Raw genomic sequence first — 538 nt, 5'->3', positions numbered from 1 at the left:
AAAAAGAACGTCTTTCTTCTTTAGAAAGGTCCATCCACTTTTGGGTGACATTCCATAATTCGACATATAAGTACATACCATAAATTTTTAGTTGTTCTTCTATAATCTAAGAATTCTAAATGATAAATAGCATTAAAATTAAGCTAAAGTATTGTAGGTTAAGGTTGTATATAAATAATTTCGGCCCTTCCTCTTTTGATCCGGACAGGTGGGAGAGCTAAGTTTACTGTGTCTCCAGCATTTTGTAAGCTTCCTCGATATATCTGAAGAGGTCTGGAGAGTGCTCCTGGTCATCCTCTTTTTTTATCAATTTTCGACCTAAACGTAAAATTATCAGGTTATCTTCGGGAATTATAATAACATACTGGCCAAGGATCCCACGCATATAGAAAAAATCTTTGTCTTTATACTCGCTCAGCCAAAAGCCATAGCCATACTGCGGACTTTCCTCAAAACGCGGTTTAATGGACCGGGCAACATAAGAAGAATCTAAAATTTGCTGCCCATTCCATCGTCCATAGTTCTTATATAACCTTCC

Annotated in this window: 1 protein-coding gene and 1 pseudogene; both read right to left on the bottom strand. The window is 36.6% G+C overall.

The genetic code is table 11. The features are described from left to right. A partial coding sequence (locus RM545_RS17685) for a DUF6616 family protein (RefSeq protein ID WP_432264601.1) occupies window positions 1–76 on the bottom strand: 76 nt, incomplete at its 3' end. Between the two features lie 147 nt (window positions 77–223). After that, a pseudogene (locus RM545_RS17515) lies at window positions 224–538 on the bottom strand (serine hydrolase); the annotation flags it as partial.

The organism is Autumnicola lenta (assembly GCF_031846515.1).
Lineage (GTDB): Bacteria > Bacteroidota > Bacteroidia > Flavobacteriales > Flavobacteriaceae > Autumnicola > Autumnicola lenta.
This window is presented reverse-complemented; position numbering and strand designations above follow the sequence as displayed.